24 protein-coding genes and 3 riboswitches are annotated in these 26,087 nt (G+C 73.7%); of the genes, 18 read left to right on the top strand and 6 right to left on the bottom strand.

Annotated features, from left to right (window positions below):
* Positions 1-33 precede the first annotated feature (33 nt).
* A complete protein-coding gene (locus tag ACGFK0_RS19855) occupies positions 34-870 on the top strand; it encodes a metallophosphoesterase family protein (RefSeq protein WP_392906625.1) in 837 nt (278 codons plus the stop codon).
* On the top strand, positions 867-1,511 hold the full coding sequence (locus ACGFK0_RS19850) for a 4'-phosphopantetheinyl transferase (RefSeq protein WP_392906623.1): 645 nt from the start codon (positions 867-869) through the stop codon (positions 1,509-1,511). Before ACGFK0_RS19855 ends, ACGFK0_RS19850 begins: the two co-directional genes overlap by 4 nt.
* Here the strand turns inward: ACGFK0_RS19850 and ACGFK0_RS19845 are convergent.
* Both ACGFK0_RS19845 and thiC read right to left on the bottom strand, forming a co-directional pair.
* Positions 1,508-2,095, bottom strand: a complete 588-nt coding sequence (locus ACGFK0_RS19845; protein ID WP_392906621.1) for a TetR/AcrR family transcriptional regulator — start codon at positions 2,093-2,095, stop codon at positions 1,508-1,510. The two genes, ACGFK0_RS19850 and ACGFK0_RS19845, sit on opposite strands and share 4 nt — an antisense overlap.
* 194 nt (positions 2,096-2,289) lie before the next feature.
* Positions 2,290-3,915 carry a phosphomethylpyrimidine synthase ThiC gene (gene thiC / locus ACGFK0_RS19840; protein ID WP_392906619.1) on the bottom strand — a complete coding sequence of 542 codons (1,626 nt, stop codon included), beginning with the start codon at positions 3,913-3,915 and terminating at the stop codon, positions 2,290-2,292.
* Positions 3,911-4,024, bottom strand: a riboswitch (TPP riboswitch). (Overlaps the previous gene by 5 nt.)
* 78 nt (positions 4,025-4,102) lie before the next feature.
* Between thiC and tsaA the strand changes: the two genes are divergently transcribed.
* From tsaA to ACGFK0_RS19820, 4 genes are all read left to right on the top strand, one after another.
* Positions 4,103-4,516: a tRNA (N6-threonylcarbamoyladenosine(37)-N6)-methyltransferase TrmO gene (gene tsaA / locus ACGFK0_RS19835; RefSeq protein WP_392906617.1), complete on the top strand. Its 414-nt coding sequence runs from the start codon at positions 4,103-4,105 to the stop codon at positions 4,514-4,516.
* 121 nt (positions 4,517-4,637) lie between these two features.
* Positions 4,638-5,822: a sensor histidine kinase gene (locus ACGFK0_RS19830; RefSeq protein WP_392906615.1), complete on the top strand. Its 1,185-nt coding sequence runs from the start codon at positions 4,638-4,640 to the stop codon at positions 5,820-5,822.
* A gap of 159 nt (positions 5,823-5,981) precedes the next feature.
* Positions 5,982-6,671, top strand: coding sequence for a CDP-alcohol phosphatidyltransferase family protein (locus ACGFK0_RS19825; RefSeq protein WP_392906614.1), 690 nt, complete (start codon positions 5,982-5,984; stop codon positions 6,669-6,671).
* Complete coding sequence (locus ACGFK0_RS19820) at positions 6,668-9,166, top strand: sugar phosphate nucleotidyltransferase (protein ID WP_392906612.1); 2,499 nt, start codon at positions 6,668-6,670, stop codon at positions 9,164-9,166. Before ACGFK0_RS19825 ends, ACGFK0_RS19820 begins: the two co-directional genes overlap by 4 nt.
* Before the next feature lie 12 nt (positions 9,167-9,178).
* Here ACGFK0_RS19820 and ACGFK0_RS19815 read toward each other — a convergent pair whose 3' ends face one another.
* Positions 9,179-10,516 carry a PLP-dependent aminotransferase family protein gene (locus tag ACGFK0_RS19815; protein ID WP_392906952.1) on the bottom strand — a complete coding sequence of 446 codons (1,338 nt, stop codon included), beginning with the start codon at positions 10,514-10,516 and terminating at the stop codon, positions 9,179-9,181.
* 99 nt (positions 10,517-10,615) lie between these two features.
* Between ACGFK0_RS19815 and ACGFK0_RS19810 the strand changes: the two genes are divergently transcribed.
* From ACGFK0_RS19810 to ACGFK0_RS19770, 9 genes are all read left to right on the top strand, one after another.
* Positions 10,616-11,254 (top strand): LysE family translocator, encoded by a 639-nt coding sequence (locus tag ACGFK0_RS19810; RefSeq protein ID WP_392906611.1) that lies wholly within the window; start codon positions 10,616-10,618, stop codon positions 11,252-11,254.
* 101 nt (positions 11,255-11,355) lie between these two features.
* Complete coding sequence (locus ACGFK0_RS19805) at positions 11,356-12,048, top strand: response regulator transcription factor (RefSeq protein WP_392906609.1); 693 nt, start codon at positions 11,356-11,358, stop codon at positions 12,046-12,048.
* A gap of 37 nt (positions 12,049-12,085) precedes the next feature.
* Complete coding sequence (locus tag ACGFK0_RS19800) at positions 12,086-12,991, top strand: DUF881 domain-containing protein (RefSeq protein ID WP_392906607.1); 906 nt, start codon at positions 12,086-12,088, stop codon at positions 12,989-12,991.
* A gap of 16 nt (positions 12,992-13,007) precedes the next feature.
* Positions 13,008-13,340, top strand: coding sequence for a small basic family protein (locus tag ACGFK0_RS19795; protein WP_392906606.1), 333 nt, complete (start codon positions 13,008-13,010; stop codon positions 13,338-13,340).
* Positions 13,337-14,101, top strand: a complete 765-nt coding sequence (locus tag ACGFK0_RS19790) for a DUF881 domain-containing protein (protein ID WP_392906604.1) — start codon at positions 13,337-13,339, stop codon at positions 14,099-14,101. Before ACGFK0_RS19795 ends, ACGFK0_RS19790 begins: the two co-directional genes overlap by 4 nt.
* A gap of 311 nt (positions 14,102-14,412) precedes the next feature.
* On the top strand, positions 14,413-14,946 hold the full coding sequence (locus ACGFK0_RS19785; protein WP_392906602.1) for an FHA domain-containing protein: 534 nt from the start codon (positions 14,413-14,415) through the stop codon (positions 14,944-14,946).
* A gap of 53 nt (positions 14,947-14,999) precedes the next feature.
* Positions 15,000-15,731, top strand: a complete 732-nt coding sequence (locus ACGFK0_RS19780) for a MerR family transcriptional regulator (RefSeq protein WP_392906601.1) — start codon at positions 15,000-15,002, stop codon at positions 15,729-15,731.
* Between the two features lie 142 nt (positions 15,732-15,873).
* Positions 15,874-16,344 (top strand): bifunctional nuclease family protein, encoded by a 471-nt coding sequence (locus ACGFK0_RS19775; RefSeq protein WP_067468341.1) that lies wholly within the window; start codon positions 15,874-15,876, stop codon positions 16,342-16,344.
* Between the two features lie 341 nt (positions 16,345-16,685).
* Positions 16,686-17,291 (top strand): MerR family transcriptional regulator, encoded by a 606-nt coding sequence (locus tag ACGFK0_RS19770; RefSeq protein WP_392906599.1) that lies wholly within the window; start codon positions 16,686-16,688, stop codon positions 17,289-17,291.
* A 73-nt stretch (positions 17,292-17,364) separates the two neighbouring features.
* On the opposite strand, the gene ACGFK0_RS19765 is transcribed toward ACGFK0_RS19770, so the two are convergent.
* Positions 17,365-19,872: a YbhN family protein gene (locus tag ACGFK0_RS19765; protein ID WP_392906597.1), complete on the bottom strand. Its 2,508-nt coding sequence runs from the start codon at positions 19,870-19,872 to the stop codon at positions 17,365-17,367.
* Positions 19,873-20,139: 267 nt separating this feature from the next.
* A riboswitch (glycine riboswitch) is annotated at positions 20,140-20,234 on the top strand.
* Positions 20,235-20,342, top strand: a riboswitch (glycine riboswitch). It begins immediately after the preceding riboswitch.
* A gap of 62 nt (positions 20,343-20,404) precedes the next feature.
* On the opposite strand from ACGFK0_RS19765, the gene gcvP reads away from it, so the two are divergent.
* Positions 20,405-23,281, top strand: a complete 2,877-nt coding sequence (gene gcvP / locus ACGFK0_RS19760; protein ID WP_392906595.1) for an aminomethyl-transferring glycine dehydrogenase — start codon at positions 20,405-20,407, stop codon at positions 23,279-23,281.
* 117 nt (positions 23,282-23,398) lie between these two features.
* Positions 23,399-24,529 carry a tetratricopeptide repeat protein gene (locus ACGFK0_RS19755; protein WP_392906593.1) on the top strand — a complete coding sequence of 377 codons (1,131 nt, stop codon included), beginning with the start codon at positions 23,399-23,401 and terminating at the stop codon, positions 24,527-24,529.
* A 5-nt stretch (positions 24,530-24,534) separates the two neighbouring features.
* Here ACGFK0_RS19755 and ACGFK0_RS19750 read toward each other — a convergent pair whose 3' ends face one another.
* The gene (locus tag ACGFK0_RS19750; RefSeq protein ID WP_392906592.1) at positions 24,535-24,960 is read right to left on the bottom strand and encodes a PPOX class F420-dependent oxidoreductase; all 426 of its coding nucleotides are present in this window, start codon (positions 24,958-24,960) and stop codon (positions 24,535-24,537) included.
* A 50-nt stretch (positions 24,961-25,010) separates the two neighbouring features.
* On the opposite strand from ACGFK0_RS19750, the gene ACGFK0_RS19745 reads away from it, so the two are divergent.
* Positions 25,011-25,631: an alpha/beta family hydrolase gene (locus tag ACGFK0_RS19745; RefSeq protein ID WP_392906590.1), complete on the top strand. Its 621-nt coding sequence runs from the start codon at positions 25,011-25,013 to the stop codon at positions 25,629-25,631.
* 105 nt (positions 25,632-25,736) lie between these two features.
* Here ACGFK0_RS19745 and ACGFK0_RS19740 read toward each other — a convergent pair whose 3' ends face one another.
* Positions 25,737-25,940, bottom strand: a complete 204-nt coding sequence (locus ACGFK0_RS19740) for a DUF5999 family protein (protein ID WP_392906588.1) — start codon at positions 25,938-25,940, stop codon at positions 25,737-25,739.
* Positions 25,941-26,087 lie beyond the last annotated feature (147 nt).

Raw genomic sequence — 26,087 nt, 5'->3', positions numbered from 1 at the left:
GATCCGCGATCGGGCGGGGCCTACGATCGCCGGATGAGCGGTGTTCACGCGATCAGCGACCTGCACGTCGGGTTCCCCGAGAACCGCGCGTTCGTCGAGGAGCTGAGGCCCGCGTCCGGGGACGACTGGCTCATCGTGGCGGGCGACGTCGCCGAGCGCCTCGCCGACGTCGAATGGACCCTGCGCACGCTGCGCGGACGCTTCGCCACCGTGATCTGGACGCCCGGCAACCACGAGCTGTGGACGATCAAGGACGACCCGGTGCGGCTGCGGGGGGAGGCGCGCTACCGGAGGCTCGTCGACATGTGCCGGGCCCTCGACGTGCTCACGCCCGAGGACCCGTACCCCGTGTGGGACGGCGACGGCGGCCCGGTGACGATCGCGCCGCTGTTCCTCCTCTACGACTACACGTTCCGGCCGGACGGGGCGTCCACCAAGGAGGAGGCCCTCGCGATCGCGCACGAGTCCGGCGTCGTGTGCACCGACGAGGTGTACCTCCACCCCGACCCGCACCCCACCCGGGACGCCTGGTGCGACGCCCGGATCTCCTACACCGAGGAGCGCCTCGCCGCCCTGGAGCCGGGAACGCGGACCGTCCTCGTCAACCACTGGCCGCTCGTCCGCGAACCCACCCGCGTCCTGTGGTACCCGGAGTTCGCCCAGTGGTGCGGCACCGAGCGCACCGCCGACTGGCACAGCAGGTTCGGCGCGGTGTCCGTCGTGTACGGGCACCTCCACATCCCCCGCACGATCTGGACCGGCGGCGTCCCGCACATCGAGGTGTCGGTCGGCTACCCCCGCGAATGGCGCAAACGGGGCGAGGCGCCGCGCGGTCCCCGCCGCATCCTCCCCGTCCCGGAGACGGAATGATCGAGCGCATCCTGCCGCCCGGCGTCGCCACCGCCGCCGCCTACGACGACCCGCCCGAGGCCGTTCTGCTCCCCGAGGAGGAGGCCGCGGTGGAGCGGGCCGTCGAGAAGCGGCGGCTGGAGTTCACGACCGTCCGATGGTGCGCCCGCCGCGCGCTGGCGGAGCTCGGCGTGCCGCACGGACCGATCACGCGGGGGGAGCGGGGCGCGCCGCGCTGGCCGGACGGCGTCGTTGGCAGCATGACGCACTGCGACGGCTACCGGGCGGCCGCCGTCGCGAGGGCCGGTGAGATGACGGCGCTCGGCATCGACGCCGAACCCCATGGGCCGCTGCCCGGCGGCGTCCTGCGCACGATCGCCCGGGAGGAGGAGCTGCCGCTCCTGGACGAGCTGCGCCGCACGTCCCCGGACGTCCACTGGGACCGCCTGCTGTTCTGCGCCAAGGAGGCCGTCTACAAGGCGTGGTTCCCGGTCACGGGCCGGTGGCTCGGCTTCGAGGACGCCGCCCTCGCCCTCGATCCCGGCGGGACGTTCACGGCCCGGCTGCTCGTCCCGGACTCCCCGTTCGCCGGCTTCAAGGGCCGCTGGACGGCGGGAAACGGGCTGATCGCCACCGCGATCGCCGTGTCCCCGCGGGCCTAGCCGGGCCGGCCCGCCTTGCCCGGGATCACCCCGGCGGCGGCGAGCGACAGCAGCCTTCCGGCCGCGCCCGGATCGTGCTCGGTGACCGTCGCGATCGCGCCCGCGAGCCGCAGCGCGTCGATGAACACGGCGTCCGGGGGGACGTCGCCGGCCTCCTGGGCGCGGGCGAACAGCGCCTCGCCGGCCTCGCGCATCGCGCGGGACGCCGCCGGCCGCTCGTCCCGCAGCGATGTCACGGCCGCGGCCGCCATCCCGCGGAACGCGGTCACCTGCGTGATGAACGCGTGCAGCCAGTCCGCCAGGGCGTCCCCGGGCGCGGGGGAGGCCATCAGTTCCCGCGCGTGCGCCGCCAGCCGGGCGTAGGCGTCGGCGAGCAGGGCCTCCAGGAGGTCCTGCCTCGTCGGGAAGTGGCGGTAGAGCGTCCCGATGCCGACGCCCGCCAGCCGCGCGACGCCCTCCAGGGACGCGCCCGCCCCGTCGCGCTGGAACATCTCCCCGGCCGCGGCGAGCAGCCGCGCGCGGTTGCGGCGCACGTCGGCGCGCACCGCCCGGGCGGGGGCCTTCGGCGTGTCGTCGCTGGTCACCTCGGTCGTGGGTCCTTCCCGGCGGGTCAACGGGCCGGCGGCGGTTCGGGGGGATCCGCGGCTTTGGAACGGTCCCTTGATACTAGCCGCGGCGGACCGATGACCCTTCCGGGGGATGCGGAGGCCCGCCGCGGACGGTTCCGCGGCGGGCCTGCCGTTCCCGCTCCGGCCCGTGCCGGGCCCGCGCCGCCGGGTCAGGAACCGCCGGGGGAGAGCGGCAGGTAGACGCGCCCGCCCGCGGCGTTGAACTCCTCGGCCTTCTCCCGCATCCCCGCGCCGAGGGCCTCGTCCTCGGCCAGGCCGCGCTCGCCGGCGTACCGCCGGACGTCCCGGGTGATCTTCATCGAGCAGAAGTGCGGCCCGCACATCGAGCAGAAGTGCGCGGTCTTCGCCGGGGCGGCCGGGAGCGTCGCGTCATGGAACGCGCGGGCGGTGTCCGGGTCGAGGGACAGGTTGAACTGGTCCTCCCACCGGAAGTCGAACCGCGCCTCCGACAGCGCGTCGTCCCACGCCTGCGCGCCCGGATGCCCCTTCGCCAGGTCCGCGGCGTGCGCGGCGATCTTGTAGGCGATGACGCCGGCCTTGACGTCGTCGCGGTCCGGCAGGCCGAGATGCTCCTTCGGCGTGACATAGCAGAGCATCGCGGTGCCGTGCCAGCCGATCATCGCGGCGCCGATCGCCGAGGTGATGTGGTCGTAGCCGGGTGCGATGTCGGTGGTCAGCGGCCCGAGCGTGTAGAACGGCGCGCCGTCGCACCACTCCTGCTGCAGGTCGACGTTCTCTTTGATCTTGTGCATCGGGACGTGCCCGGGCCCCTCGTTCATCACCTGGTTGCCGTACTCCGCCGCGATCCGCGTCAGCTCGCCCTGGGTGCGCAGCTCGGCGAACTGCGCCTCGTCGTTGGCATCGGCGATCGAGCCGGGACGCAGCCCGTCCCCGAGCGACCAGGTGACGTCGTAGGCCGCGAAGATCTCGCAGAGCTCCCGGAAGCGGGTGTAGAGGAAGTTCTCCTCGTGATGCGCCAGGCACCACGCCGCCATGATCGACCCGCCGCGCGACACGATGCCGGTCTTGCGGCGCGCCGTCAGCGGCACGTACCGGAGCAGCACCCCCGCGTGGACGGTCATGTAGTCGACGCCCTGCTCGGCCTGCTCGATCACCGTGTCGCGGAAGATCTCGTAGGTCAGCTCGGCCGGGTCGCCGCCCACCTTCTCCACGGCCTGGTACAGCGGGACCGTCCCGACCGGCACCGGCGAGTTGCGCAGGATCCACTCGCGCGTCGTGTGGATGTCGCGGCCCGTCGACAGGTCCATGATCGTGTCGGCGCCCCAGCGGGTCGCCCACGTCATCTTCTCGACCTCGTCCTCGATCGACGACACGACCGCCGAGTTGCCGATGTTCGCGTTCACCTTGACGAGGAAGTTCCGGCCGATGACCATCGGCTCGATCTCGGGATGGTTGACGTTGGCGGGCAGGACGGCGCGTCCGGCCGCGAGCTCGTCCCGGACGAACTCCGGCGCCACGCCCTCCCGCAGCGCCGCGAACTCCATCTCCGGCGTGATCTCCCCGCGCCGCGCGCAGGCCCGCTGCGTCACCGCGCCGCCGGCCGTGCGGCGCTCGGCGATCCATGGTTCCCGCAGGGGCGGCAGCCCCTTGCGGAGGTCGGTCTCGTGTCCGGGATCGGTGTACGGCCCGGACGTGTCGTACAGGACGACGGCGTCGCCGCCGGTGAGCGGCACCTCCCGCATCGGGACGCGGATCTCCGGGCGCGAGCCCTGGAGGTAGATCTTTCGGGCGGCTGGAACCACAGGTTCGGTCATGACGACTCGATCTCTCCCTACGCCGGCATTACCCGGTCAGGTTCATGCGGTCAGCGGCCGTCCCAGCCGCTATCTCAGCCCGGTTCGCCGGACCCCCGCGATCTGTCGCCCCCGACGCTAACCCGGCGTACCCCGGTTGCCGCAACCGGCGTCCATGGGATAGAGGCGGCCTGAGAGAATCGGACGCATGCCCGACGATTTCACCGTGACCGCGGTCGGCCACGTCGAGTCCACGCTGACCGACCGCGCCGCCGCGCCCAAACAGGGGCCGGAGGGCTCACCCGAGGCGTGGCTGGTCTTCGAGCCGTCCGTCCTCGACGCCCTCGACGGCCTGCGGCCGGGCGACCGGGTCTTCGTCCTGACCTGGCTGCACCTGTCACCGCGCGACGTCCTGCGGGTCCATCCGCGCGACGACCTCGCCGCCCCGATGCGCGGCGTCTTCGCGACCCGCTCACCGGACCGCCCGAACCCGATCGGCCTGCACCCGGTCGAGATCCTCGAGGCCGCGGGGAACCGCCTGCGCGTCCGGGACCTGGAGGCCCTGGACGGCACCCCGATCCTGGACGTGAAACCCGTCCTCACCTGCACCCCGGACACCTGACCGCCACCTCGCGGATCTCGGGCGCGGCGGGGGGCGGAGACCGCCGGCCCTTCGTGACGGGTCCGCAGAACCAGGGCCGAGGCGGTTCGCGCGGGGCGCGGGCGTCGGGGAAGATGGGCGCGTGGTGGTGCCCCGGATCGGTGTGACGGCGAGAGACGCCCTGCTCACGACGCTGCTGGCGGCCGTCGCGGCCGTGGTGGCGGTCATGTGGCCCGGTGTGCGGGCGCTGGACGTGCCCGGCGCTCTGCTGCTGATCGCCGCGCACGTCCCGCTCGCGCTGATCAGGAGGTGGCCCGCCCCGGGTCTGGTCGCCCTGGTGATCCTGGTGCTGCCCTATCACCTGGCGCAGTTCCAGCACCACGCGCTGGTGCCCGCCGAGGTGATCGCGCTGTTCGCCTACGCGGTGCTCGGGCGCCGGGTGCGGGCCGTCGTCACCGTGGTGGCGTTCCTGCTGGCCGTGTGCGTGTTCGGGATGGCGATGCGGGCCGGCGGCGGTTCGCTGCGGGAGCAGATCGCGGTCATCGAGGCCGTCGTGGCCGTCGTGATCGCCGTCCAGGTATGGCGGGTGCACCGGGCCCGGTTGGCGACGATCACCGAGCGGGCCGAGCGGGCCGAGCGGACGCGGGAGGAGGAGGCCCGGCGCCGGGTCGCCGAGGAGCGGCTGCGGATCGCCCGGGACCTGCACGACCTCCTCGCCCACAGCATCACGGTCATCGGCGTCCAGGCCGGGGCCGCCTCCCACCTGCTGCACGCCGACCGGCCGCTCGACCGGGCGGAGCTGGCGGACGTGTTCGGGGCGATCGCGCAGACGTGCCGCGACGCCCGCACGGAACTGCGCGGCACCCTGCAGGTCCTGCGCGGCACCGACGTCGAGACCTCCGCGACGCTGCCCGGCCCGGACGGGATCGCCGACCTGGTGCGGGCGGCGCGCGCCACCGGGATCGAGGTCGGGTTCGACGCCGATTCCCTGCGGGAGGGGCCCGGCGGCGCCGGTGCCGGGCCGCTGCCGCCGGAGATCGGCGTCGCGGCGTACCGGATCGTGCAGGAGGCCCTGACCAACGTCGTCAAGCACGCGGCGGCGCGGCGCGTGGAGGTGCGCCTGACCCGCGACGCGGGAGGCCTCGTCGTCCGGGTCGCCGACGACGGGACGGGACCGTCCGGCGCGGCTCCCGAGGGTTTCGGGATCCTCGGGATGATCGAGCGGGCGCGCAGCGTCGGCGGGACGCTCGACGCCGGCCCGGGAGACGGCGGCGGTTTCGTCGTCACGGCCGTCCTCCCGCTCGCGGACGCCGTCAGCCCGCGGTGACCTGCCGGTCCCGCGGCGCTCAGGGCGTGCGGGCCGGGGAGAGGATCCGGTCCAGGCCGCCCCGGGCGCCGGCGGCCGCTGCGGGCGACGTCATCGGGGGCTTTCACAACCCTTACCGGTAGGGTCAGGATCAAGGGACCAGGGGAGGCGAACGCGTCGGTGAGCACACAGCAGGGAGCCCCGCAGGACCGGATCTTCACGGTGCCGAACAGCCTGAGCCTGGCCCGGCTCGTGGGCGTCCCGCTGTTCCTGTGGCTCGTGCTCGTCGAGGCGGACTGGTGGGCCCTCGGCGTGCTCGTCTTCGCGGGACTGTCCGACTGGCTGGACGGCAAGCTGGCGCGCGCACTGAACCAGATGAGCAGGCTCGGGACGGTCCTCGACCCGGCGGCCGACCGCCTCTACATCCTGGCGACGCTCATCGGGCTCACGATCCGCGACATCATCCCGCTGTGGCTGGTGCTGGTGCTGGTGGCCCGCGAGTTCGCGATCCTGCCGATCGCGCCGATCGTCCGGCGGCTCGGGTACAGCGGGACGCTTCCGGTGCACTTCATCGGCAAGGCCGGGACGATGTGCCTGCTGTACGCGTTCCCGCTGCTGCTGCTGGGCGACCACGACGGCGGCGCTGCGACCGCGGCGAAGGTCACCGGATGGTCGTTCGCCATCTGGGGAACGGGCCTGTACTGGTGGGCGGCCGTCCTCTACTGGACGCAGACGCGGCAACTTGTGCTGGCCGGCCGCAGCTCGTCCCCGGCCTCCGGGCCGGGCCCCGCGCCGGAACCGGATGAGCCGGGGGGACCGGGCGCGGATCCGTCGGCCGGCGACCAGAAGGGAGCTGAGACCCCCCGATGAAGGCCGTCGTGATGGCGGGAGGCGAGGGGACGCGGCTGCGTCCGATGACCGCCAACCAGCCCAAGCCCCTGCTTCCGCTCGTCAACCGGCCGATCATGGAGCATGTGCTGCGGCTGCTGAAGAAGCACGGGTTCAGCGAGACCGTCGTCACCGTCCAGTTCCTGGCCGCGCTGATCCGCAACTACTTCGGCGACGGCGAGGAACTCGGCATGTCGCTGAGCTACGCGACGGAGGAGATCCCGCTCGGCACCGCCGGCAGCGTCAAGAATGCCGAGGAGGCGCTGCGCGACGACCGGTTCCTGGTGATCTCCGGTGACGCGCTCACCGACATCGATCTGACCGACATGGTGCGGTTCCACGAGGAGAACGGCGCCCTCGTCACGATCGGGCTCAAACGCGTCCCGAACCCGCTGGAGTTCGGCATCATCATCGTGGACGACGAGGGCCGCGTGCAGCGGTTCCTGGAGAAGCCCACGTGGGGCCAGGTGTTCTCCGACACCGTCAACACCGGCATCTACGTGATGGAGCCGGAGGTCCTGGAGCACGTCGCGCCGGGGGAGCCGGTCGACTGGTCCGGGGACGTGTTCCCCAAGCTGCTGGCCGAAGGCGCACCGCTGTTCGGGTACATCGCCGACTGCTACTGGGAGGACGTCGGCACCCACGAGAGCTACCTCAAGGCGCAGGCCGACATGCTGTCGGGGGCGGTCGGCATCGACCTGGACGGGTTCGAGGTGTCACCCGGCGTCTGGGTCGCCGAAGGCGCCGAGGTCGACTCCGAGGCCGTCCTGAAGGGCCCGCTCTACATCGGCGACTACGCCAAGGTCGAGGCGGGCGTCGAACTGCGGGAGTACACAGTCCTCGGCAGCAACGTGGTGGTGAAGGAGGGCGCGTTCCTGCACCGCGCCATCGTCCACGACAACGTGTTCGTCGCGCCGTCGACGAACCTGCGCGGCTGCGTGGTCGGCAAGAACACCGACATCATGGCCGGCGCCCGCGTCGAGGAGGGCGCGGTCATCGGGGACGAGTGCGTCATCGAGGCGGAGGCGTACGTCTCCAGCGGCGTGAAGGTCTACCCGTTCAAGACCATCGAGGCCGGCGCGGTCGTCAACACCAGCGTGATCTGGGAGTCGCGCGGTCAGCGCAACCTGTTCGGGCCGCGCGGCGTGTCCGGCCTGGTCAACGTGGAGATCACGCCGGAGCTGGCGGTGCGGCTCGCCAGCGCGTACGCGACGACGCTGAAGAAGGGCACCACGGTCGTCACCGGACGCGACGTCTCCCGCGCGGCCCGCACGCTGAAACGCGCGGTGAACAGCGCCCTGACCGCCAGCGCGATCAACGTCCACGACCTGGAGGCGACGCCGCTGACCGTCGCCCGGTTCGAGACCGGGCGCGAGGACAGCGTCGGCGGCATCTACATCCGCACCACGCTCGGCGACCCGCAGGGCGTCGACATCATCTTCCTCGACCCCGACGGGGCCGACCTGTCCCAGGCCGCGCAGCGCAAGCTGGAACGCGTCTTCGGCCGGCAGGAGTACCGCCGCGCGTTCCCCGGCGAGATCGCCGAACTCGCCTACCCGCCGCGCGTCGTGGAGACCTACACCCGCGACCTGCTGCGGCGCGTCGACATCCGCGGGGTCCGCGAGGCCGAGCTCAAGATCGTCCTGGACTGCGCGGGCGGCGTCGCCTCGCTCGTCCTGCCGAACCTGCTCGGCAAGGTCGGGGTGGAGGTCCTCACCCGCAATGCCGGCCTGGACGAGGCCAACCCGACCGAGACGCTCGCCGAGCGCATGCGCGACCTGGAGCGGCTCGGTGAGCTGGTGTCGTCGTCGCGGGCCGCGTTCGGCGTCCGGTTCGACCCGGTGGGGGAGCGGATCTCCCTGGTGGACGAGAACGGCGAGCTGGTCGGCGACGACCGGGCCCTCCTCGTCATGCTGGACCTCGTCGCGGCGGAGCGGCGCGGCGGCAAGGTCGCGCTGCCGGTGACGACGACGCGGGTCGCCGAGCAGGTGTGCCGGTTCCACGGCGTCCAGGTCGAGTGGACGTCCACGTCCCAGGACGTCCTCACCAAGGCCGCCGCGCAGCCCAGCGTGGTCTTCGCGGGGGACGGGCGGGGCGGGTTCCTGATGCCGGAGTTCAGCGGCACGGTCGACGGGATCGCGGCGTTCGTCCGACTCGTCGGCCTGGTCGCCCGGACGCGGCTGACGCTGTCGCAGATCGACCGCCGCATCCCGGACGCGCACCTGCTGCGCCGCTCCGTCCCGACGCCGTGGGCGGCCAAGGGCAGCGTGATGCGGCATGTGGTGGAGGCCGCCGGCGACCGCACGGTCGACACCACCGACGGTGTCCGCGTGGTCGAGGACGACGGCCGCTGGGTCCTCGTCCTGCCCGACCCCGCCGAGCCCGTCACGCACCTCTGGGCCGAGGGGCCGGACGCCGACGCGGCGCAGGCGCTCCTGGAGGAGTGGGCCGTCGTCGTCGAACGCGCGGGCTCCTGACCCGGCGGGACGTCAGTCGACGGGAACGTCCTCGGGGGACCCGGCGGCGATCTCGGCGAGGACGCCGAGGGCGGCGGCGAGGGCCCGCGGGGGCGGGGAGGCGAGCCCGACGCGGACGGCGCGGGGAGCGGACCCGGTTCCGGCGACGAAGGCGGCGCCGGGCGTCACGGCGATCCCGCGCCGCGCCGCCGCCGCCACGAAGGTCTCCGCCCGCCACCGCGGCGGCAGGTCCCACCAGCAGAAGTAGGACGGGCCGGACGGGGCGGCGGCGCCCGGGAGCAGCTCGCCGGCGAGCCGCAGGCGGGACGCGGCGTCCACGCGCTTGGCGCGGGTCACCGACTCGACGGTGCCGTCGGCGATCCAGCCGGACGCCGCCTCCAGCGCGAACCCCGGCGGCGCCCACGCACCGGAGCGCAGGGCGGCGGCGACGCGCCCGGCCAGCGCGGCGGGCGGGACGGCGAACCCGATGCTCAGGCCGGGGGAGAGACGCTTGGACAGGCTGTCGACGAGCACGGTGCGATCCGCGGCCGCCGCCGCCAGCGGCGCCGGGCCGCCCTCCCGGAGGAACGCCCAGATGCGATCCTCGATCGCGTGCAGGCCGAGCCGTTCCAGGGCGGCGGCCAGGTCGGCGCGGCGCTCCTGCGGCATGGTCGTCCCGTACGGATTGTGCAGCGTCGGCTGGACGTACACGGCGCCGAGCGGGGTGCCGCGGTGGGCGCGGGCCAGGGCGTCCGGGCACAGGCCGTGCTCGTCGGCCTCGACCGGGACGAGCGTGACGCCGAGCCGCGCCGCGATGCCCTTGATCACCGGGTAGGTGACCGCCTCGACCGCGAGCCTCCCGCCGGGCGGCACGAGGGCGGCCACGGCGCCCGCGATCGCCTGCCGCCCGTTCCCGGCGAACAGGACGCCGGACGGTTCGGGCCGCCAGCCCGGCGCGGCCAGCAGCGCGGCCGCCGCCTCGCGGGCGGCGGGCGTCCCGGTGACGCCGGCGGGACCGAGCGCCGCGCCGAGGACGTCCGGGCGCAGCAGCCGCTCCATTCCGGCGGCCATCAGCCCGCTCTGCTCCGGCACCTCGGGGTAGCTGAGCTCCAGGTCGACGCGCGCGTCCGCCGGCTCCGACAGCGCCGGGCCGGACGGGCGCCCGGCCGCGCGGACGAACGTGCCCCGCCCCACCTCGCCCACCGCGAGTCCGCGCCGGGCGAGTTCCCGGTAGACGCGGCTCGCCGTCGAGTTCGCGATGCCGCGCTCCCGTGCGAACGTGCGCTGCGGGGGCAGCCGGTCGCCCGGCCGCAGCCGGCCCGCCCGGATCTCGGCGGCCACCGCGTCCGCGACTTTCCGGTAGTCCTCCATCGCCACCCCCCAAGTTTGATTGCACCGAGATCAATTTAATTATTGCACTGAGAAAGTTACGAGATCTAGGCTCGGGTCATTCAATGCACCAGGAGCATAATGATCTCGTTCACCGCCATGGCGGCCATCGCCCTCATCGCCCTCGGCCTCGTCCTCACCCCGGGCCCCAACATGATCTACCTGGTGTCCCGGTCGGTGGCGCAGGGCCGCCGCGCCGGGCTGATCTCGCTCGCCGGCGTCACCGCCGGGTTCCTGGTCTACGTCGCCGCCGCCACCGCCGGGATCACCACCGTCTTCACGCTCGTCCCGCCGCTCTACACGGCCATCAAGGCCGCCGGGGCGGTCTACCTGCTGTGGCTGGCCTGGCGGACGGTCCGGCCGGGCGGGACGGCGGCGTTCGCCGCCGCGGACCCGCCCGCCGACCGGCCGCGCCGGCTGTTCACCATGGGCCTGGTCACCAACCTGCTCAACCCCAAGATCGCGATCCTGTACGTGTCGCTGCTGCCGCAGTTCACCGACCCGGACCGCGGCCACGTCGCCGTCCAGAGCATGCTGCTCGGCGTCACCCAGATCGCCGTCGCCGTCGCCGTCAACGCCCTCATCGTGCTCGGCGCGGGCGGCATCGCCGTGTTCCTGGCCCGGCGGCCCGGCTGGCAGCGGGCCCAGCGCTACCTGATGGGATCGGTGCTCGCCGGCCTCGCCGTCCACATGGGCCTCGGCCGCCCCGCCACCGCCTGACCCGCCACCGCCCGTATCGCCACCGCCCGTATCGCCACCGCCCGGCCCGCAGCGGAGGGCCCGCGTGCGGGCCCACGGCGATCAGCGGGAAGACTGGGCACGTGACCCCCACCAAGATCCTCGTCGTGGACGGCGATGCCCGCCTCGCGGAGCTCGTCGCGACCGCGCTGCGCTACGAGGGCTTCGAGACGGCCGTGGCCGGGTCCGCCGCCGAGGCGCTGGCGGGCGTCCCGCGGTTCGGCCCCGACCTGATCGTCCTGGACGCGATGCTGCCGGACGGGCCCGGCGCGGACGCCCGCACCCGGCTGCGGCGGGCCGGCTGCGAGGCGCCGGTCGTGTTCCTCGCGGACCGCGACGCCGCCGGGGACGAGTCCAAGGGCCCCACCACCGCCGCGGACGGCCACATGGCCAAGCCGTTCAGCCTCGCGGAGCTGATCGCGCACATCCGCGCCGTGCTGCGCCGCACCCGGCCCTCCGCGCGGGAACGGGCCCGGCTGACGATCGCCGACCTGGAACTCGACGAGGACGCCTGCGAGGTACGGCGCGGCGGCGTCCCGATCGGCCTGACCCCCACCGAGTTCACCCTCCTGCGCTACCTGCTCCTCAACTCCGGCCGGGTGCTGGCGAAAAGGCGGCTCCTCGACCATGTCTGGCCCTACGACTTCGACGGCGGCGACGGCGTCGTCCAGACCTCCATCAGCCGCCTCCGCCGCAAGCTCGACGACCGCGGCCCCCGCCTCATCCACACGGTGCCGCGGGTCGGGTACATCCTCCGCCTGCCGAGGGACGGCTGATGCCGCGCCGTCCGCCGTCCCTTGCCATGATGGGGCGATGATCGCGCGGAAGGACGACGACGCCCCCGGATGGCGGCGGCCCGACGCGTCCATGTCGCTGCTCGCCGACCTGTTCGCGGGCAAGCTCCTCGACCCCGGGTACGCGGAGGCCGCCGCGCGGCGGGCCCGCCGCGCGGACCGGCCGGGCGCCCCCGGCCCCCGGCGGGGACGGCTGCGGGGGAGCGGTGTCCTGCTCGTCCTCGTCCTCACCGGGGCGCTGGTCACGGTCGCGGGGGCGGAGGTGCGCCGCAGCGAGCCCGTCGCCGCCGAGCAGCGCTCCCGGCTCGTCGGCGAGATCAACGCCCGCACCGCCGAGACCGACGGCCTGCAGCACCGGCTCGGCCGGCTCCGGGCCGAGACCGAGCGGCGGCGCGCCGCGGCGCTGGCCCGCAGCGACGCCGGCCGCCGCGCCCGGGCCCGGCTGGCCCGCGCGGCCGCGGCGGCGGCCGCCGCGCCCGTCGCCGGCGAGGGCCTGGTGATCACACTGGACGACGCGCCGCGCGGCGATCCGGACGCGCCCGGCACGCGGGACGAGGCCGCCGCGGGCGCCCGCGTCTATGATCAGGATCTCCAGGTCCTGGTGAACGGGCTCTGGGCGGCGGGCGCCCGGGCGATCGCCGTCAACGGCCAGCGGCTCACGGCGACGACCGCGATCCGCACCGCCGGTGAGGCGATCATGGTCGACTACCGGCCGCTCGCCCGGCCCTACGAGGTGACGGCGCTGGGCGACCCCGGCGGCCTGCGGGACGCCTTCGCGGGCTCGGCCGCCGACCGGCGCCTGCGGGCGCTGAAGGACCGCTACCGGATCAGGTACCGTACGCGCCGCGCGCCGGACGTGCGCCTGCCCGCCGCGGGGCCGGTCCGGCTGCGGTACGCCGTCCCCCGCGGGGAGGACGGCCCGTGAGAGAGGTGACCCGGGCGTGATCGCGCTCATCGGGCTGGTGATCGGCGTGGCGCTGGGCCTGCTGCTGCAGCCGGACGTGCCGCTCTGGCTGCTGCCGTACCTGCCGATCGCGATCGTCGCGGCGCTGGACGCCGTGTTCGGCGGCGTCCGCGCCCGCCTGGAGGGCATCTTCGACGAGAAGGTGTTCGTGGTCTCTTTCGTCGGCAACACCGTCGTCGCCGCGCTGATCGTCTTCCTCGGCGACAAGCTCGGCGTCGGCTCCCAGCTGTCCACCGGTGTCGTGGTCGTCCTCGGCATCCGGATCTTCTCCAACGTGGCGGGCATCCGGCGGAGGCTGTTCGGGGCATGACGATGAACGAGAGCGAACGCGGGGACGGCGGGCCCGGGAACGGGCGTCCGGACACCGGCGCGGACGAGCGTCCGGCCGAGCCCGCCGGCCTGCGCGGGCTCGCCGCGCTGTTGAGGCCGCGAGTCAGCCGGGGCCAGCTCGCCGGCGGGGTGCTGTGCCTCCTGCTGGGCTTCGCCGTCGTCGCCCAGGTCGAGTCGACCGGGCGGGACACCACGTTCGCCACCGCGCGGCAGGACGAGCTCGTCGGAATCCTGTCCGATCTGGGCCAGCGGTCCGAGCGGCTGCGAGGCGACCTGCGCGAGCTGGAGGAGACCAGGGCCGAGCTGGAACGGGACGCCGAAGGCGAGACCGCGCTGGAGGAGGCCCGCGAGCGGGCGGCCACCTACGGCCTGCTGGCGGGAACGGTCCCCGCCGAGGGGCCCGGCATCGAGATGGTGGTCGGCGACCCGGGCGGCGGCGTCAAGGCGATCAACCTGCTCGACGCCCTGGAGGAACTCCGGGACGCGGGCGCGGAGGTCGTCCAGGTCAACAACGTGCGCGCCGGGGTCGACACCTACTTCCTGGACGGCCCCGGCGGCATCCTGGCCGACGGGGAGCCCCTCACCGCCCCGTACCGCTTCCTCGCCATCGGCGACCCCCACACGATGACGACCGCCCTGAACATCCCCGGCGGCCTGGTGAAGACGCTCCAGGGAGCGGGGGCGTCCGTCCTGATCAACCCGCGCGCGAAAGTGACCGTCGGCGCGATACGGTCTCCGTAGAGGGAACGGGGGAAGCGGTGAACCGGGCGCCCGGCACAGGCGTCGCGATCGGGCCGTCCGCGCGGCGGCATAGACCTGCGATCATTGACGAATGTAGTTTGGACCGGTCGGCTCACCGTTCCAGTTGACCCCTCGGGTAATACCCGCGTAAGTTGCGGCGACCGTCGCGTGAGCGGCCGGTGAGTTGGACCGTGGTCGGGGGACGGGTCCCCGGCGTGGGTTGGTTTGATGGATGCGCGTGGCGCAGGCGGCTCCCGCTGCGGCGGGACGGCCGCGGGCGGTACGCCGATGGTAGGAGGCCGAGCCGATCGATGCCGAGCGTCTACTGCACGCAGTGCGGTCACGCCAACCCGGACGATGCCCGCTTCTGCTCGAACTGCGGCACTCCGCTGACGCGGAGTTCGCCGTCGCCGCCTCCCCGCGAGTCCCCTGGTGAGTCCACGTCCACGATCTCCATCGGCGGGTTCGAGGCCCTGGACACCGACGCGGGCGCCGAGGAGCCGGCCGGCCCCGACCAGATGGCCATGGAGGCCCTCCCTCCGGGGACGGCGCTGCTCGTGGTCAAGCGGGGCCCCAATGCCGGCAGCCGCTTCCTCCTCGACAAGGACCGCACATCCGCCGGCCGGCACCCCGAGAGCGACATCTTCCTGGACGACGTCACCGTCTCCCGCAGGCATGCCGAGTTCTCCCGCCAGGGCGGTGCGTTCTCCGTCCGCGACGTGGGCAGCCTCAACGGCCTCTACGTCAACCGGCAGCGGATCGACCAGGCCGCGCTGTCGGGCGGCGACGAGGTCCAGATCGGAAAGTTCCGGCTGGTGTTCCTGACCAACCCGGCGCACGGCTGACCGGCGGAGCACGGCGAGCACGACACGAGGTCGCGGCGACGATGGGAGGGGCCTTGAACGCGCAGCCAGCCCGGTCCCTGATGACGATCGGGGACGTCCTCGGGCTGCTCCGGCCCGAATTCCCCGACATCACCATCTCCAAGATCCGGTTCCTGGAGTCCGAGGGCCTGGTCGAGCCGCAGCGCAGCCCGTCCGGCTACCGCAAGTTCGGCGCCGCCGACGTGGAGCGGCTCCGGTTCGTCCTCGCCGCGCAGCGCGACCACTACCTGCCGCTGCGCGTCATCCGGCAGCATCTGGAGGCGTGCGACCGCGGCGAGAGCGTTCCGCCGCTCGGCTCCCGCAAGCCCGGCGACCCCGGTACGCCGCAGCGCCGCCCCCGCACGCTCGTCGCCGCCGACACCACCGCCGACGACCCCGCCGTCCGGCTGACGCGCCGCCAGCTCCTGGACGGCGCCGGCATCGACGAGGCCCTCCTGGCCAGGCTGGAGGAGTACGGGCTCGTCCGCAGGGCCGGCGCGCACTACGAGGGCGACGCGCTCAGCATCGCGCGGGCCGCCGCGGCGCTCGGCGAGTTCGGATTCGAGGTCCGGCACCTGCGGGCGGTCAAGGCCGCCGCCGACCGGCAGGCGGGCCTCATCGAGCAGATGGTCGCGCCGCAGCTGCGGCGCCGCAGCCGGGGCGCCCACGAGCAGGCCGCCGAGATCGCGCGGGAGATCGCCGCCCTGTCGGTCAGGCTCCACGCCGCCCTGGTGTCGGCCGGTCTCCGTGAAAGCCTCGACCGCTGATCATGGGCGCCGCGGAGGATTTTGCCGGACCCGCGGCAACACGAGCTGTCCGGGGCGGGGTGTACGTTGGCTACAGGGTTCGGTCACGAATCGATCCGCTGCACGTGGTGATCGAGATAGCGAGAACCAGCAGGGAGCCGCAGTGAAGCAGATGGAGGTCGTCGGCGTCCGGGTCGAGATGCCCTCCAATCAGCCGATCGTCCTGTTGAAGGAGACGGAGGGCGATCGTTACCTGCCCATCTGGATCGGGGCGGTGGAAGCGACCGCGATCGCCTTCGCCCAGCAGGGGGTTCTGCCCGCCCGCCCCCTCACCCACGACCTGTTCCGCGACGTGCTCGACGCCCTCAGCGTGCAGCTCCGCACCGTCAACATCACGGCGCTGCGCGAAGGCATCTTCTTCGCCGACCTCATCTTCTCCAACGGCGTCGAGGTGAGCGCCCGCCCCTCCGACTCCATCGCCCTGGCCCTGCGCACCGGCGCCACGATCTTCGCCAGCGAGGACGTCCTCGAAGAGGCCGGAGTGGCCATCCCGGACGAGCAGGAGGACGAGGTGGAGAAGTTCCGCGAGTTCCTCGACACCATCTCCCCGGAGGACTTCGGCCGCGCGGGCTGACGGACGCCCGCCGCCGGGTCCGCATGACCGCGACTGCGCGGGGCATAGAGCGAACGTGGGGAATGTCACCCTCGGGTGTATGGTCATGCCCTGCCGCGATTGGTTGTGCATCGCCCCGGACCTGCCGGTTTTTACCGGGCGGCCTCCGGGGTAAGAGTGGTGAGGCGGTGAAGGTGCGCAGTTTGCCCACGTGAAGCCGGTTCATCCGGGCATGCGACGCGCCGACGGTGAACGTTGACCACACCCTGACCGGCACCTACCGTGCTGGTGGAACACCCGTGGTGTAATTCGTCAAACCCCCTTGACGAAGCGGCACGGGCTGATAGAAGCCGGAGGTCCGCGTGGCGGTGAGCAGCGGCGAGGGCAAGGCGACCCCCGACAGGCACATGGCGTCCCGGCAGGCCGGAGAGCAGGGCCTGCTCTTCGAAACCCAGGTCTCGGCGCCGCCGGAGGATGTCGGTTACCGCGGCCCGACCGCGTGCTCGGCGGCGGGGATCACCTACCGGCAGCTCGACTACTGGGCGCGCACGAAACTGGTGGAGCCGAGCGTGCGGCCGGCGCACGGGTCGGGCAGCCAGCGGCTCTACAGCTTCCGCGACATCCTCGTCCTGAAGGTCGTGAAGCGGCTCCTGGACACCGGTGTGTCGCTGCAGCAGATACGCACGGCCGTCACCCACCTGCGGGACCGGGGCGTCCGGGACCTGGCGCAGATCACGCTGATGAGCGACGGCGTCAGCGTGTACGAGTGCACTTCGCCCGACGAGGTCGTCGATCTGCTGCAAGGCGGGCAGGGCGTGTTCGGCATCGCGCTCGGGAGGGTGTGGCAGGAGGTGGAGGGCAGCCTCGCGGAACTACCCGGTGAGCGGGCCGCCGCCGCCGACGACGACCCGTCCGAGCACCCCCACGACGAACTGGCCGGCCGGCGGCGCGCCCGCCGCACCGGCTGACGACCACGGCCTGACGACCACGGCCTGACGACCACGGCCTGACGACCACGGCCTGACGACCACGGGCAGGCGATCAGAGCGACTCCCGGCGCTGCAGGTAGGTGAACGCGCCCCATCCCGGCAGGACCGGCAACCACAGCGTGAGAAGCCGGAAGAGCAGCACCGCCGACGTCGCCGTCTCCGCGGTGAGCCCCGAGATCGTCAGCGCGAGCGTCAGGGCCCCCTCGACGGCGCCGAGGCCACCGGGCGTCGGTGCCGCCGACCCGACCGCGTTGGCGGTGAGGAAGACCACCACGACGGTCGTCAGCGGCAGCGACCCGCCGAAGGCGCGGATCGAGGCGTCCAGGCAGAGCACGAACGCCGCCGTCAGCAGCAGCGTCCCGCCCATTCCCGTGACCAGCTTCTTCGGGGTCTGCAGGACGTCCACCAGCCGGGGCACCACACCGGAGAACATGCTCTTCAGCCGCGACGTGACCTCCCGCCGGACCCGCGGGACGGTCATCGCCAGCCCCGCCAGCAGCCCCAGCGACAGCACCGCGATGACGATCGTGCGGGACGGCGCGAGGTCCTGTGTCGCCTTCGTCGTCGAGCCGGTGAGGAACCCGAACAGGATCAGCAGCAGGATGTGCGTGACCAGCCCCATCAGCTGCGACGCGCCGACGCTCGCCACCGCCAGGCCGGGCCGCAGCCCCGAGCGCTGCAGGTAGCGGGTGTTGACCGCGACGCCGCCCACGGCCGCCGGCGCCACCAGCTTCACGAACGACGCGGCGACCTGGACCAGCACCGTCCGCCCCAGCGGCAGCCGCTCCGGCACGAACCCCATCAGCATGAGCGCCGCGGCCACGTAGGTGAGGGCCGCCCCGCCCAGCGCGGCCAGGGCCCAGTGCCAGCTCGCCGCGGACGCCATGGTCCCCACGTCCATGCTCGCGACCTGCGGGATGACGATGTAGGCCGCGATCGACAGCGCCACGATGCTGAAGATCGTCCGGGGCCGGAACCGTTCCAGCCTGGCCGGTGCGACCTCCGTCTCCGGCTTCAACCGGACGATCTGCTCCCGGATGCGGGTCAGCACCTCCCGGTCGTGGCGCAGCGCCGTCCGGGTCGTCCGCGACAGCGCCACCCTCTGCAGCAGCGGCACCGCGGCGGCCAGAGGCTCCTCGCCCAGCACCGACGCGGCGGTGCGGACCGCCCGCTCCGGCCCCGCCCGCAGCGCGAGCGTCGTCAGCAGCTGCGCCAGGTCGAGCCGCAGCGCCAGGTCGCCCGACGCGGTCTCCCCGGCCCGCAGGTCGGTGATGTAGGCGCGGCCGTCGCCGCCGACCACGATGGCCTCGTCCTGCAGCCGCCGGTGCGCGAGCCGGCCCGCCTGCAGCGAACGGAACTGCCGCCACACGTCCGTCAGCAGCGCGTCGGTGATCTCCTCGCCGGGGACGTCGGCGAGCCGCCGCCCCGGCACGTGCTCGAACGCCAGCAGCGCCGCCTCCGTGCCGACCTCCGACGTGCCGACCAGACGGGGGGTCCGGGCGCCCGCGGCGTCCACCGCGTACGCCATCAGCGACTCCTGCTCCAGGGACCTGCGCAGCGACCGCAGCGCCCGCCCCGTCGTCGTGGACCGCAGCCGCAGCAGCCGCCAGACGCGATACAGCACCCCCGCCGTCTGCTGGTCGCGGTCCAAGACGCGGAGTTCGAGGTCCCATTCGCCGCGGCCGCCGTGGCGGACCGGGAGACGCGCACCGCCGCCGTCCCCCTCCTCGTCCCCGTCCCCGTCCCCGTCCTCGGGACGGGGGGCGAGGACGACGCCGTACCGGCGGGTCTCCTCGGCGCCGCCGGCGGGGTCGTCCAGGCGCGCGGCCCGCTCCGGGCGCAGCCCGAGCCGTTCGAGCGCCGCGACGACCGCCGTGCCCGCGGGACGCGGGTTCGGCGTGCCGACGACGTACAGGGTGCCGTGGCCGATGGCGCGTCCGAGGAAGTAGGTGGCCGCCAGCGCGGACACCGAGGCGTAGTTGGCGGTGAGGCCGGTCAGCGCCGCCAGCCCGATCATCGTCCACGTCGCGGCCTGCCACCGGGCGCGCCCGGCCATTCCGACCGCGCTGACGAAAGCGATCACGGGGGCGATGTCGGTGTGGATGGGGGCCGTCTCCGTGCCGCCCCAGATCAGCGAGTCCAAGACGCCGCCGGGCGCCGCCCGCACCACGAGGTCGTCCAGCCCGACCGTGATCCCGAATGCGATCATGGCGGCCAGCAGCGCGATCGCGACACGCGTCCCGTCCTTGTGGAACAGCCGCTCGATGCCGAACGCGATCGGCGCGGCCAGCACGCCGAAGCTGGAGATCAGCGTGGCCAGGGACAGCAGCAGCCAGGGCGCGTGCGCGGTGCCCTCCTGGATGTCGGCGTGCAGGCCGTGCGTCGTCCCCTTCGCGAACGACACCAGCAGCATCACCGCCGCCAGGCCGGTCACCGACGCGGCGAACCTGATGGCGTCCGACGGGCGGCGGATCCGGTCGGGCTGGGCGGGCTCGTCGACGGGCACACCTGAGGCCGCGCCCTGCCTGGGACGCACCGTTCCGTCGCGGGTCTGCGTCACGCCGTACCGCCGCCCTGACCATCCGTCATCGCGATCAGCGTCCCAGAACCGGCGGCGCGCCGTCGAGCGGCCGGCGGCCGTCCGGCCGTCGTGTGTGCACCGGCAGCCCCATCTCGCGTCCCGAGGCCCCGAGGCCCGTTACCTCCCAGGTCAGACCTCCATATCCTACTCATTGGTAAGGCGGGATGCCGCCGGTCGCTCGCGCCGGGCCGGGGAGGGCCGATCCCGGGCCGCGGCTTTGGGTAGGGTTTGTCGAGGACATGCCGTCGACCCTGTGCGGGAGAGACCCCACGCCGCCAGCGTGGGGCGCCGAAGGGGCAACCTCCCCGGAACCTCTCAGGCAAAAGGACCGCTGGGCGAGGCACCTCTGGAAAGCAGGCGTCGGTCCCCGCACGCGGGGAAGGGCGTCTCACCGAAGGGGAAACCCCGCCGCGCGGGTGAAGCTCTCAGGTGCCGATGACAGAGGGGGAGACCGGCCGCCGGCCCCGCGCCGGCGGCGGATCTGAGCATCGCAGCAGCCAGGAGGCTCTCCATGACCGCCCAGTTCTTCGCCCCCGTGGCCTCGCCGCAGCACCCCCGTTCCACGTTCGCCGACCGGCATGTCGGCCCCTCCGCCGCCGACCAGGCCCGGATGCTCGCCGTGATCGGCTACTCCGGCATCGAGGCCCTCATCGACGACGCGGTGCCCGCCGCGATCCGCACGTCCAGGCCGCTGGACCTGCCGCCCGCGCTGAGCGAGCCCGCCGCGCTGGAACGGCTGCGCGAGCTCGCCGCCCGCAACACCGTCCTGACGTCCATGATCGGCCTCGGCTACCACGGCACGGTCACCCCGGCCGTCATCCTGCGCAACGTCATGGAGAACCCCGGCTGGTACACCGCCTACACCCCCTACCAGCCGGAGATATCCCAGGGGCGCCTTGAGGCCCTGCTGAACTTCCAGACCGTGGTCGCCGACCTGACGGGCCTGCCGGTCGCGAACGCGTCCATGCTGGACGAGGGAACCGCCGCCGCAGAGGCGATGGCCCTCGCCCACCGCGTCTCCAGGCGCAAGGACCCAGGGACGTTCCTGGTCGACGCCGACGCCCTCCCGCAGACGATCGACGTCGTGCGGACGCGGGCCGTCCCGCTCGGCATCGAGGTGGTCACCGCCGACCTGGCCGGCGGGCTTCCCGAGGGGGACTTCTTCGGCGTGCTGCTGCAGTACCCGGGCGCGTCCGGCGCCGTCCGCGACCTGGAGCCGGTCATCGGCCAGGCGCACGACCGCGGCGCCAGGGTCGTCGTCGCCGCCGACCTGCTCGCGCTGACGCTGCTGCGCCCGCCGGGCGAGTCCGGCGCCGACATCGCCGTGGGCTCGACGCAGCGGTTCGGCGTCCCGTACGGCTTCGGCGGCCCGCACGCCGGCTACATGGCGGTCGGCGAGGGGATCCAGCGGCAGCTCCCCGGACGGCTCGTCGGCGTGTCCGTCGACGCCGGCGGCGCCCCCGCGCACCGGCTGGCGCTGCAGACCCGCGAGCAGCACATCCGGCGCGAGAAGGCCACCAGCAACATCTGCACCGCGCAGGTCCTCCTCGCCGTCATGGCGAGCATGTACGCCGTCTACCACGGGCCGGAGGGACTCGCCGCGATCGCCCAGCGGACGCACCGCCGCGCCGCGGAGATCGCCGCGGGGCTGCGCGGCGGCGGCGTGGAGATCGTCCACGACGCGTTCTTCGACACCGTCCTCGCCCGCGTCCCCGGCCGCGCCGCGGAGGTCGTCGCCGCGGCCCGCGAGCGCGGGATCAACCTGCGTCCCGCCGGCGCCGACCACGTCGGGATCGCCTGCGACGAGACGACGCTGCCCCGGCACGTCACCGCCGTCCTGGAGGCGTTCGGCGTCCCGGCCGCCGGCGCCGCCGAGGCGGCCGAGGCGCTCCCGGACGGGCTGCGCCGCGAGAGCCCCTACCTGACCCACCCGGTCTTCCACGCGCACCGCTCCGAGACCGCGATGCTGCGCTACCTGCGCAGACTCCAGGACAAGGACATCGCCCTCGACCGCTCCATGATCCCGCTCGGTTCCTGCACGATGAAGCTGAACGCCACCGCCGAGATGGAGCCGATCACCTGGCCGGAGTTCGCGGACATCCACCCGTTCGCCCCCGTCGACCAGGCCGCCGGCTACGTCGAGCTGATCGGCGAACTGGAGCGCGCGCTCGCCGAGATCACCGGGTACGCCGAAGTCTCCGTCCAGCCGAACGCCGGCTCGCAGGGCGAGCTGGCCGGCCTGCTCGCCATCCGCGGCTACCACGCATCCCGCGGCGAGCGGCACCGGGACGTGTGCCTGATCCCGTCGTCCGCGCACGGCACCAACGCCGCCAGCGCCGTCATGGCCGGGATGCGCGTCGTCGTCGTCAAGTGCGACGAAGGCGGCAACGTCGCCCTCGACGACCTGCACGCCAAGATCGGCCGGCACGGCGACCGGCTCGCCGCGATCATGGTGACCTACCCGTCCACGCACGGCGTCTTCGAGGAGACGATCACCGACGTGTGCGCGGCCGTGCACGAGGCCGGCGGCCAGGTCTACGTGGACGGCGCCAACCTCAACGCGCTCGTCGGCCTGGCCCGTCCCGGCGAGTTCGGGTCGGACGTCTCGCACCTCAACCTGCACAAGACGTTCTGCATCCCGCACGGCGGCGGCGGCCCCGGCGTCGGGCCGATCGGCGTCCGCGAGCACCTGGCCCCGTTCCTGCCGAACCACCCGCTCCGCGCCGAGGCGGGCCCCGAGACGGGCGTCGGCCCGATCTCCGCGGCGCCGTGGGGCTCGGCGGGCATCCTGCCGATCTCCTGGGCGTACATCGCGATGATGGGCCCGGACGGCCTGCGCGCCGCCACCGAGGGTGCGATCGTCGGCGCCAACTACCTCGCCGCCCGCCTCGCGCCGCACTACCCGATCCTGTACACCGGCCGCAACGGCCTCGTCGCCCACGAGTGCATCGCCGACCTCCGGAAGATCACGAAGGAGACCGGGATCACCGCCGAGGACGTCGCCAAGCGCCTCATCGACTACGGCTTCCACGCCCCGACCCTGTCGTTCCCCGTCGCCGGAACCCTGATGATCGAGCCGACCGAGTCCGAGGACCTCGCCGAGCTCGACCGGTTCTGCGACGCCATGATCGAGATCCGCCGCGAGATCCAGCGGGTCGCCGACGGCGGCTACGACCGCGAGGACAACCCCCTCAAGAACGCCCCGCACACCGCCGCCTGCCTCATCTCCGACGACTGGAAGCACGCCTACACCCGCCAGGAGGCCGCCTACCCCGTCCCCGCCCTGCGCGACGACAAGTACTGGCCGCCCGTCCGCCGCATCGACCAGGCGTACGGCGACCGCAACCTCGTCTGCTCCTGCCCGCCCCCGGACGCCTTCGAGGACTGAGCCCGGAAGCGGGGGCACAATTCGTGATCTTGGTGAGGTTCAGGGTGTCGCCGCGAGACGTGGAAGGGCCGGATCGCTAGGCTTTTCCGGCGACCCCGACCCCCAGAGGGCAGATCGATGAGCGAGTCACCGGAGCGTGTGTCCGACGACCCGGCGCAGTTGTGCGAGGAGGCGCGGAACCTCGCCGAGAACGGTGCGGCGGAGAGGGCGGCGCCGCTGTTCGAGAGGGTGCTCGCGCTCGGTGAGACGCCCTGGCGGGCGCAGGCCGCGCTGGGGCTGGCCGTCGTCCTCGACGACTCCGGTGACGTGGAGGGGGCGCGGGAGGCGGACCGCGCCGCGATCGCCACCGGGGATCCCGAGTACGGGCCGCGCGCCGCCTACCATCTGGCCCTCACGCACGAGCGGGCCGGTGAGCACGGCCGGGCGGCGCCCGCCTGGCGGGTCGTGGTCGACTTCGGCAACGCCGCCTACCTTCCGCCCGCCCACCTGGCGCTCGCCCGGATCGCCGACGACGCCGGCGAGTTCGACGAGGCCCGCGAGCACTGGGAGGCGGTGATCGGGACCGGTGACGCCGAGTACGGGCCGCCCGCCGCGCACGACCTGGCCCAGCGGCTGCTGGAACGCGGCGATCCCGCGCGGGCCCAGCGGATCCTCGCCGCCGGGCTCAGGCTGATCGACCGGGCCACCGCCCCGTACGCCTACGCGCGGCTCGCCGTGGCGCTCGGCATCTCCTACCTCGATCAGGCGATCGGCGCGTTCGGCGCGGCGCTGGGGGAGGAGCCGCCCGACCTGGAGGTGGGGCCGCTGGCCACCGAGCTGCTGGCGCGGACGCTGCCGCTGCGGGGACGCGCCGCCGAGGCGGGCGAGGTGTGGCGGCGGGGCCTGGCCGACCCGGGCACCGCGGGGCAGGTCCGGGCGCGGCTGCGCCGCGACTTCGGCGACGGCGAGGAGGACGGCGAACCCGCCGACCTGTGGTGGGAGCCGGTCCTGGAGCAGGCGGCGTCGGACGGGACGCTCCCCGCGCTCACCGGTGAGGCCTTCGGCGCCCTCGACCACATGTACGCGCTGCTCGGCGTCCGGTACGCCGACGGCCCGGCCGAGCGGCGGCCGGGCGAGACGCACGAGGTGCTCGGAAAGGCGGTGCGGGTCCCGAGCGACTACGCGTGGGGTCCGCTGCTGCACGAGAGCTTCGCCGAGCGGCTCCGCCTCGCGACGGGCACGCCCGTCCCCGGCTGGCCCGACGCCTGAACCCGTCAGTCCGCGATGGCGCGTTCGGCGACCACCTTGGTGATGCGGGCGCGGACGAGGTACTCGGTGGGGACGGCGTTGCGGGCCCCGAACTCCTCGGCGCGTTCCGCGCCCATGTAGCGGCGGCCGATGACGGTGGCCCAGCGGCGCATCTCGCCGAGGTCCTCGACGAGGGACGCCTCGGCCTGGAGCAGCACGTAGGAGAACGGCGGCGTCTGGTCGTCCACGCAGATCGAGACGCGCGGGTCGCGGGCCAGGCTACGGCCCTTGACGGTGTCGCGGCCGGTGTTGAACAGCACGTCGTCGCCGTCGAGGACGAACCAGACCGGCGTGACGTGCGGTGTTCCGTCCTTGCGGGTGACGCCCGCCTTGCCGGTGCGGGTGCCCTCGGAGACGAAGTCGCGCCACTCTTCGTCGGTCATCTTCTCCATGGGGACAGTCTGCCGCAGTGATCGTCCCGCGGGCGGCTACGGTGAGCCGCATGGAGATCGTGACGGTGCACGGGCCGGCGGAGGTGACGCTGGACGAGGCGGCCGATCCGCCGTTCCTGCTGGTGCTGACGCACGGGTCGAACGGGGGAGTGGACGCGCCCGACCTGCTGGCCGTCCGGGAGACCGCGCTCGGCCTGGGAGGCGCCGTCGCGCGGGTGACGCAGCCGTTCCGGCTCGCCGGGCGCCGCGCACCGGGCCCCGCGGCGAAGCAGGACGAGGCGTGGCTGGAGATCGTCGGCGTGGTCCGGGACGGGTTCGGGGACGTCCCTCTGATCCAGGGCGGGCGGAGCAACGGCGCCCGGGTGGTGTGCCGGACGGCGGCGCCCGCCGGTGCGGCGGGCGTCGTGGCGCTGGCCTTCCCGCTCCGCCCGCCGCGCAACCCGGAGAAGACCCGGGTGGAGGAGCTGCGTTCGGCGGGGGTGGAGGTCCTCGTCGTCAACGGCGACCGTGACCCGTTCGGTGTTCCGGACGCGGCGGACGCGGCGCATGTCGCGGTGCTGGCGGGGGAGCGGCACGATCTGAACCGGGACCCCGCCGCGGCCGGGAGGGCGGCGGAGCCGTGGTTGCGGAGATGGGCGGCCCGTCCGGTGCGGACGGGCGGCCGGGAGTAGTGGCGGATCTGCTCCGGGCCCCGTGCGGGCCCGGAGACTCCGGGCAGGTGGCCGTGCCCCCGAGGATGATCATCCGTTCGAACTAGTCCCCCGTGGAGACCCCGTTCAAGCGGCGGACGGAGCCTGCAGGTCCGTCGGCCGGTGCGGTGCGATGATTCCCCCGTCGGGCAGCAGCTCACCGGTGTCCTCGAAGAGCACGACGCCGTTGCACAGCAGGCTCCACCCCTGCTCGGGGTGCGAGATCAGCGTCCGGGCGGCGTCGCGGTCGGGTGCAGTGTGTGCGGGACAGGGCGGCTGGTGCGGGCACATCGTGGTGCCTCCGGTCTCAACTACTGGTCGGTCGTGGTGCTTTCTCTAATTGACGCACCCCAGTGTGGAACGGTTCGCCATGACCGGCTATAGCCCGTTGGGACGGTTGTCGTTTGGTACCGGGGTACCGGAGCGCTGTGACCCGTC

Origin of the sequence: Spirillospora sp. NPDC048823, from assembly GCF_043198445.1 — a bacterium.
Taxonomy (GTDB): Bacteria; Actinomycetota; Actinomycetes; order Streptosporangiales; family Streptosporangiaceae; genus Spirillospora.
Note: the sequence above shows the minus strand (reverse complement) of the source record. Positions and strands in the feature narration are given on the sequence as shown.